Annotated in this window: 7 protein-coding genes; 3 read left to right on the top strand and 4 right to left on the bottom strand. The window is 74.5% G+C overall.

What is annotated here, in order from left to right:
* Nucleotides 1-116: 116 nt before the first annotated feature.
* Both MHW47_RS29985 and MHW47_RS29980 read right to left on the bottom strand, forming a co-directional pair.
* Entirely contained in the window at nt 117-1,316 is a 1,200-nt protein-coding gene (locus MHW47_RS29985) for an NAD(P)/FAD-dependent oxidoreductase (RefSeq protein ID WP_239226979.1), read from the bottom strand.
* Between the two features lie 167 nt (nt 1,317-1,483).
* Nucleotides 1,484-2,428, bottom strand: a complete 945-nt coding sequence (locus MHW47_RS29980) for an RNA polymerase sigma-70 factor (protein WP_239226978.1) — start codon at nt 2,426-2,428, stop codon at nt 1,484-1,486.
* 138 nt (nt 2,429-2,566) lie between these two features.
* Between MHW47_RS29980 and MHW47_RS29975 the strand changes: the two genes are divergently transcribed.
* Nucleotides 2,567-3,649: an NAD-dependent epimerase/dehydratase family protein gene (locus MHW47_RS29975; protein ID WP_239226977.1), complete on the top strand. Its 1,083-nt coding sequence runs from the start codon at nt 2,567-2,569 to the stop codon at nt 3,647-3,649.
* A 3-nt stretch (nt 3,650-3,652) separates the two neighbouring features.
* Here the strand turns inward: MHW47_RS29975 and MHW47_RS29970 are convergent, their stop codons facing one another.
* Nucleotides 3,653-4,759, bottom strand: a complete 1,107-nt coding sequence (locus MHW47_RS29970) for a sensor histidine kinase KdpD (protein ID WP_239226976.1) — start codon at nt 4,757-4,759, stop codon at nt 3,653-3,655.
* Complete coding sequence (locus MHW47_RS29965) at nt 4,756-5,511, bottom strand: response regulator transcription factor (RefSeq protein ID WP_239226975.1); 756 nt, start codon at nt 5,509-5,511, stop codon at nt 4,756-4,758. Before MHW47_RS29965 ends, MHW47_RS29970 begins: the two co-directional genes overlap by 4 nt.
* Before the next feature lie 125 nt (nt 5,512-5,636).
* On the opposite strand from MHW47_RS29965, the gene MHW47_RS29960 reads away from it, so the two are divergent.
* Nucleotides 5,637-6,341 carry a glycosyltransferase family 2 protein gene (locus tag MHW47_RS29960; RefSeq protein ID WP_239226973.1) on the top strand — a complete coding sequence of 235 codons (705 nt, stop codon included), beginning with the start codon at nt 5,637-5,639 and terminating at the stop codon, nt 6,339-6,341.
* Nucleotides 6,338-6,985 carry a DUF2064 domain-containing protein gene (locus MHW47_RS29955; protein ID WP_239226971.1) on the top strand — a complete coding sequence of 216 codons (648 nt, stop codon included), beginning with the start codon at nt 6,338-6,340 and terminating at the stop codon, nt 6,983-6,985. The genes MHW47_RS29960 and MHW47_RS29955 overlap by 4 nt, the downstream gene beginning before the upstream one ends.
* Nucleotides 6,986-7,087: the final 102 nt, after the last annotated feature.

Below are 7,087 nucleotides of genomic sequence, written 5' to 3'. Positions count from 1 at the left end.
CGGCGAGGTGACGGCGGACCCGCTGGGCGGCGTCGAGTACGTCACCCCGGACGGCCCCCGCGCCCGGACACCGAGCGCGGGGCCGCTGCCGGAACGCCTCCTGTGACCGGCTCCGCTCACCGCTGCCCGGCGGTCGCCGGTGCCGTCCGGGGGCGCTGTGCCGCGACCGGGCGGCGGCGGACCGGCAGACCGGTGGTCGGGTTCGCCACGCCCCAGGCGGCCCCCTTGCAGACCACCTCCTTGTAGAGGGCGGCGAGCCGTCCCCGCAGCGCCGCCCGGACCGCCCGGTCGTCGGCGGTGACGTACTGGATCAGGCCGTCCTTGCGGCCCAGCGAGATGCACTGGTTGAAGTAACGCAGCGGCGTGGACGGGATCTTGGTGCCGGCGAGGCGGGCCGCGATCGTGTCCGCCGCCTGCCAGGCGGTGGGGATGCCCGAGGCGCAGGACATCCGCAGCGGCTTGCCGCCGGGGCCCGCGACGAGAGCCGCGTCCCCGATCGCGTAGACATCCGGGTGCGAGACCGACCGCATGGTGGCGTCCACCACGATCTGGCCGTTCTCACCGGTCTCCAGCGCGGTGGCGGCCGCCAGCGGGTGGACCGCGAAGCCGGTGGTCCAGACGGTGACCTCCGCCGGGAACGAGGTGCCCTCGGCCGTGGTGACGTGCCCGGCCCCCACCTCCGCGACGGCGGTGTGCTCATGGACGGTGATGCCGAGCCGGTCGACCACCTTGCGCAGGTGGCGGCGGCCGGTGTCCGAGAGCCAGTCGCCCAGTCCGCCGCGTACGGCAAGGGCGATGTCGAGGTCCGGGCGGGCCTCCGCGAACTCGGTCGCCGCCTCCAGGCCGGTCAGCCCGCCCCCGACGACGACCACGGGCCGGCCGGGCGCCAGATCGGCCAGGCGGTCGCGCAGCCGGAGTGCGCCGGGGCGGCTCGCGATCTCGTGGGCGTACTCGGCGACCCCGGGGACGTCCTGGGTGTTCCAGGCGCTGCCGAGGGCGTAGACGAGGGTGTCGTAGGCCAACTCCGCCTCGCCCTCCGTTCCCTGGACGGTGACGCTCTTGCGCTCGACGTCCACGGCGGTGACCCGGCCGATCCTCAGCTGCACGCCGGTGCCCGAGAACATCTCCGCGAAGGGGCGGGGCCTGAGGTCCTGGCCGGCTGCGAGCTGGTGCATGCGGACGCGCTCGACGAAGTCGGGCTCCGCGTTCACGAGGGTGACGCTGACGTCCTCCCGGCGCAGCCGCCTGGCGACGCGGCCCGCCGCGACCGCTCCGGTGTAGCCGGCTCCGAGGACGATGATGCGGTGCTGCTGCATGTGCCTGCTCCTGTCTCGCACGGGTCCGCTCCGGTCGGGACGTTTCACGTGAAACGGCTCCATGCCGGTGTTTCACGTGAAACGGCCCGTTGGGGTGGTGCGCCCCTTGAACCGAGCAGCCCGCGCTTTTCTGACAGGTAGCGGTTGTGACGTGCGTCACCGGCCGGTCAGAACGCCGTGAGCAGCGGTTTTCCGTGTTCCATGGCCGCCCAGTGCCGGTTCACGCGCTCCAGCTTGTCCGGGTTCGCCTGGTTGCGGAACGAAGCGATGCCCTCGGCGGTGACCTCGATGGACATCACGCCGATGACCCGGTCCCCGGCGACCGCGATGACGGCGGCGGAGCCGTTGGCGTTCGTCAGATGCAGCTCGACCGAGCCGCCCGTGAGCGCGGTCTTCGCCTTGCCCGGCTTGAGCAGGCCGCGCATGAACGTCGCGACGGCCTTCGCCCCCAGGAACGGCTTCGTCCCGGCCGGCACCTTGCCGCCGCCGTCCCCGATGGAGATCGCGTCCGAGGTCAGCAGCTCCACCAGCGGTTCGGTACGGCCTCCGGCGGCGGCGAGCAGGAACTCCTCGATGACCCGGCGGGCAGCCGCCTCGTCCACCTCGGCGCGGGTCCGGCCGTCGGCGATGTGCTTCTTCGCCCGGTGGTAGATCTGCTGGACGGCGGACTCACCGAGGTCCAGGATCTCCGCGATCTCCCGGTGCGGATAGCCGAACGCCTCGCGCAGCACATAGACCGCCCGCTCTCCGGGCGTCAGCCGCTCCATGAGCGTGAGCACGGCGTACGAGACGGACTCGCGCTGCTCGGCGGTTTCGGCGGGGCCCAGCATGGAGTCCCCGGCGAGCAGCGGCTCGGGCAGCCAGGCGCCCACATAGGTCTCGCGCCGGGCGCGGGCGGAGGTGAGCTGGTTGAGGCAGAGGTTGGTGAGGACCTTGGTCAGCCACGCCTCGGGGACGTCGATCCGCGCGGTGTCGGCGGACTGCCAGCGCAGGAAGGTGTCCTGCACGGCGTCCTCGGCCTCGGTCGCCGAACCGAGGAGACGGTAGGCGATGGCCTCCAGCCGGGGCCGCGCCGCCTCGAACCGGTCCACGTCCTGCACGGTCAGGTCCATGCGGGAATCCTAGGACCTTTCGTCGAACTGCCGTCGGCCGGTGAGCGGCGACTGACCTGGAGGCCGAAGGCTTACGGTCCCGTGACGTGCCGCCGCCAAGGCGCGTGACGGGGCCGCGCGCGTCCTAGCGTGGCGTTCATGCGCGTACTTGTCACCGGCGGAGCCGGGTTCATCGGGTCGGAGATCGTCCGCAGTCTCACCTCTGCCGGGCACGAGGCGGTGGTGCTGGACGCGCTGCTGCCGTCGGCGCACGGTCACGCCGTGCACCGGGCGGCCGGTGACACCACCGACGGGCGGATGCTCGTGGGGGACGTACGGGATCGCGCGGCCGTGGACCGTGCGCTGCACGGGGTGGACGCGGTGTGCCACCAGGCGGCGATGGTCGGTCTGGGCAAGGACTTCGCGGATGCCCCGGAGTACGTGGGCTGCAACGACCTGGGCACAGCCGTCCTGCTCGCCGCGATGGCCGGGGCCGGGGTGCGGAGCCTGGTGCTGGCCGGGTCGATGGTCGTGTACGGGGAGGGCCGGTACTCCTGTCCGCGGCACGGCACCGTCCGTCCGGGCCCCCGGGACCGGTCCGACCTGTCGGCGGGCCGCTTCGAGCCGCGCTGTCCGGACTGCGGGGCCGCGCTGGCACCGGGCCTTGTCGCGGAGGACGCTCCGACGGACCCGCGCAACGTGTACGCGGCGACGAAGCTCGCACAGGAGCACCTCGCCTCGTCCTGGGCGCGGGCGACGGGCGGGAGCGCGGTCTCGCTGCGCTACCACAACGTGTACGGGCCCGGCATGCCCCGCGACACGCCGTACGCGGGTGTGGCGTCGTTCTTCCGGTCGGCGCTGGCCCGGGGCGAGGCGCCGCGCGTGTTCGAGGACGGCGGTCAGCGGCGCGACTTCATCCATGTACGGGACGTGGCCGCCGCGAACACGGTGGCGCTGGAGGCCGTGGGCTCCCGCGCTGCGGGCGGCTTCGCGGCATACAACACCGGCAGCGGCGAGCCGCACACGATCGGCGAGATGGCCGGGGCGCTGGCCGCGGCCCACGGCGGTCCCGCGCCGGTGGTGACCGGGGAGTTCCGGCTCGGGGACGTACGCCATGTCACGGCGGACTCGCGGCGGCTGCGGGAGGAGCTGGGCTGGCGGCCGGAGGTGGGGTTCGCCGAGGGCATGGCCGATTTCGCGGCGGCCCCGCTGCGGGAGGCCGGCGCGGCGCTGCCGGTCTGAGGCTCACCCGAGCGGCAGCGTCACCTCGAAGCAGCAGCCGCCGGTGACGTTGCGGACCTCGGCCCGCCCGGCGTGCGCCTCCACGATCCCCCGCACGATGGCGAGTCCCAGACCCGCGCCGGCCGGCGGCGTACGGGCGTGGCTGCCGCGCCACCCGGTGTCGAAGACCCTCGGCAGGTCCTCCTCCGGAATGCCGCCGCAGCCGTCGGTCACCGAGAGGACCACCCCGTCCCGCGCGCGGTGGGCCGCGACGGCGACCGTGCCGTCGGCGGGCGTCCGGCGGATCGCGTTGATCAGGAGGTTGCCGAGGACCCGGCTCATCTCCTTGCCGTCCACCTCCACGGGCACCTCCTCGATCCGCCCGCCGACGAGCCGCACCCCGTGCTCGCGGGCGAGCGGGTCCGCTCCGGCCAGGGCGTCGCCCACGAGGTCGTAGACGGAGACCCGGGTGGGGGTCAGGGCGAGCGAGCCGGCGTGGATGCGGGAGAGTTCGAAGAGGTCGCCGACCATGTCGTTCATCCGCTCGACCTCGGTGCGGATCTGGCGCAGATAGCGCGGCGAGTCGGCGGCCATGCCGTCCTCCAGCGCCTCCGCCATGGCGCGGAGCCCCGCGAGGGGGGTGCGCAGGTCGTGCGAGATCCAGGCGACGAGTTCGCGCCGGGAGGTCTCCAGGGCGCGTTCCCGCTCGCGCGAGCTGTCCAGCTTGGCGCTGGTGGCGGCGAGTTCGCGGGTGAGGGCGGCGAGTTCGGCGGTGGCCGGGGCCTCGGGCGCCGCGAAGGTGCCGCCGTCGCCGAAGGAGCGGGCGGCCAGGGTCAGTTCGCGGCTCCGGGCGGCGACCCAGCGGCCGAGCAGCAGCGCGGTGACGAGCGAGACGACGGCGGCCATGGCGACGACGGTCGTCACCACGGTCAGGTCGTGCGGTGACAGGAACATCGCCCAGGCGACTGCCAGGGTTCCGGCGAGCATCGCGGTGACGGCCACGGTGGCGACGATGCTCAGCGACACGACGAGTGAGCGGTGCCGGGAGAGCCGCAGCGCGAGCGCCCCGAGCAGTCCGGCGGCGGCGGCGCCGAGGAAGGCGAACAGGGCGATGAGGAGCAGGTCGGTCATGACGACGCTCCGGTGAGCGGCTCCGAAGGCAGATCGAGGCGGTAGCCGACGCCCCAGACCGTACGGATCAGCTCCGGGCGCGCCGGGTCGGCCTCGACCTTCCCGCGCAGGCGGCGTACATGCACCGTGACGGTCGACAGATCGCCGAAGTCCCAGCCCCAGACCTCCCGCATCAGCTCCTCCCGGCCGAAGACGCGGCCCGGGTGGCGCAGGAGGAAGGCGAGCAGGTCGAACTCGCGGAGGGTCAGGCCCAGCGGCCGTCCGCCGCAGGTCGCGCTTCGGGCGGCCGGGTCGAGGACCAGTCCCGCCCCTTCCAGCAGCGCGGGGTGGGCGACCGGGGCGGCGGCCGCCCTCGCGCGGCGCAGCACGGAGTCGACGCGCAGCACGAGCTCGCGCGGGCTGAAGGGTTTCGTCACGTAGTCGTCCGCGCCCGTTTCGAGGCCGAGGATGCGGTCGTCCTCGTCGCCGCGCGCGGTGAGCATGATGACCGGGACCGGCCCGTGTGCCCGCATGCGGCGGCAGACCTCGAAGCCGTCCATGCCGGGCAGCATCAGGTCCAGAACCGCCAGGTCCGGCCGGCGCGCCGCGTACAGCGCGAGGGCGCGTGGTCCGTCGGCCGCCCGGGCGACGTCGTAACCGGCCCCGGTCAGGTAACCGGCGACGACCTCCGCGACGGTCGGGTCGTCGTCGACCACGAGGACATGCCCGCGGGCCGGGGCGGCGGGAGGCGGTGTGCCGGGGGTCGTCTGCATGGGAACCACCCTGGCACCAGCGGTGGCGCGGCCGGAATCGCGAGCGGGCCCGTGACGGGCGACGTCCGGGTTTCGTAAGAAACCAAAGTCCGAAATGCCGGTTTTCGCTCCGTAGGGTGAGCCGGGTGACCCTTCCTTCCGATGACTCAGGCCCCCGCGCCGACATCGTTCTCCCCTGTCTCGACGAGGCAGCGGCCCTGCCGGGTGTGCTGGCCCGCGTCCCCCGGGGCTGGCGGGCGGTCGTGGTGGACAACGGTTCGGGCGACGGTTCGGCCGATGTGGCGCGCGCGCTGGGCGCGACCGTGGTGCACGAGCCGCGGCGCGGTTTCGGCTCGGCCTGCCATGCCGGGCTGCTCGCCAGTGAGGCGGAGTTCGTCTGCTTCTGCGACTGCGACGGCTCGCTGGACCCCGCCCTCCTCTCCGGCTTCGTCCGCCGGGTGGCCGACGGCGAGTGCGATCTGCTGCTCGGGCGGCGGCGCCCTCAGGAGCGCGGCGCCTGGCCGCTGCACGCACGGGCGGGAAACGCCGCCCTCTCCCGGATGCTGCACCGTCGCACCGGGCTCCGGCTGCGCGACCTCGGTCCCATGCGCGCCGGGCGTCGCGCCGATCTGCTGGCGCTCGGGCTGACGGACCGGCGCAGCGGCTATCCGCTGCAGATGGTGGTGCGGGCGGCCGATGCGGGGCTGAGGGTGGCCGAGACGGACGTCCCGTACCTCGCGCGCACCGGTAAGTCGAAGGTCACCGGCACCTGGCTCGGCACCTGGCACGCGGTCCGCGACATGCGGGCCGTGCTGGGCGAGCCGCCGGTGCCGGTGGGGGTGCCGCAGTGAGCCCGGCCGGTGCGACGACCGTGCTGGTCATCGCCAAGGAACCGCTGCCCGGGCGGGTCAAGACCCGGCTCACGCCGCCCTTTTCCCCCACCGAGGCCGCCCGGCTCGCCGAGGCGGCGCTCGCCGACACCCTGCACACCGTCCTGACCCTGCCGGCCGCGCGGCGCACCGTCGTCCTGGCCGGGGCGCCCGGACCGTGGCTGCCGCCGGGCATCGAGGTCGTGGAGCAGGGCACGGGCGGGCTCGACGAGCGGCTCGCCGCCGCGTTCGGAGCCTGCACCGGGCCGACGCTGCTGATCGGCATGGACACCCCCCAGGTCACGGCGGCCGCTCTGGCCCCGGCGCTGGGCCCGGGCGGCTGGGACGGGTGCGACGCCTGGTTCGGCCCCGCCGAGGACGGTGGATTCTGGGCGCTGGGGCTGGCCGAGCCCGATCCGGGCCTGCTGCGCGGGGTGCCCATGTCGGTGCCCGAGACGGGTGCGGTGCAACGGCGCCGGCTGGTCGACGCCGGGCTGACCGTGCGGGACCTGCCTCCGTTGCGGGACGTGGACACGGCGGCGGACGCGGCGGAGGTCGCCGCGCTCGCCCCGGGCGGCAGGTTCGCCGCCGAGTGGTCGCGGCTGGCCCGGACGGCCGCCCGGTGAGCCGGGAACCGGAGGTGCTGGACACCGCGCGGCCGGACGGCGACGCGTGGGGGGCGGACCCGTACGCCAACGCCCTGCGCAACGGGCGCGGGCCGCTCTTCC

The organism is Streptomyces sp. OfavH-34-F, from assembly GCF_022347745.1.
In the GTDB taxonomy this organism is placed as follows: domain Bacteria; phylum Actinomycetota; class Actinomycetes; order Streptomycetales; family Streptomycetaceae; genus Streptomyces.
The sequence above is the reverse complement of the archived record's forward strand: the minus strand, read 5'-3'. Positions and strand labels throughout refer to the sequence as shown.

Excerpts from the sequence above, each read along its gene's own strand:
- MHW47_RS29985 (WP_239226979.1), bottom strand. The coding sequence starts at position 1,316 with ATGCAGCAGCACCGCATCATCGTCCTCGGAGCCGGCTACACCGGAGCG.
- MHW47_RS29980 (WP_239226978.1), bottom strand. The coding sequence starts at position 2,428 with ATGGACCTGACCGTGCAGGACGTGGACCGGTTCGAGGCGGCGCGGCCC.
- MHW47_RS29975 (WP_239226977.1), top strand. The coding sequence starts at position 2,567 with ATGCGCGTACTTGTCACCGGCGGAGCCGGGTTCATCGGGTCGGAGATC.
- MHW47_RS29970 (WP_239226976.1), bottom strand. The coding sequence starts at position 4,759 with ATGACCGACCTGCTCCTCATCGCCCTGTTCGCCTTCCTCGGCGCCGCC.
- MHW47_RS29965 (WP_239226975.1), bottom strand. The coding sequence starts at position 5,511 with ATGCAGACGACCCCCGGCACACCGCCTCCCGCCGCCCCGGCCCGCGGG.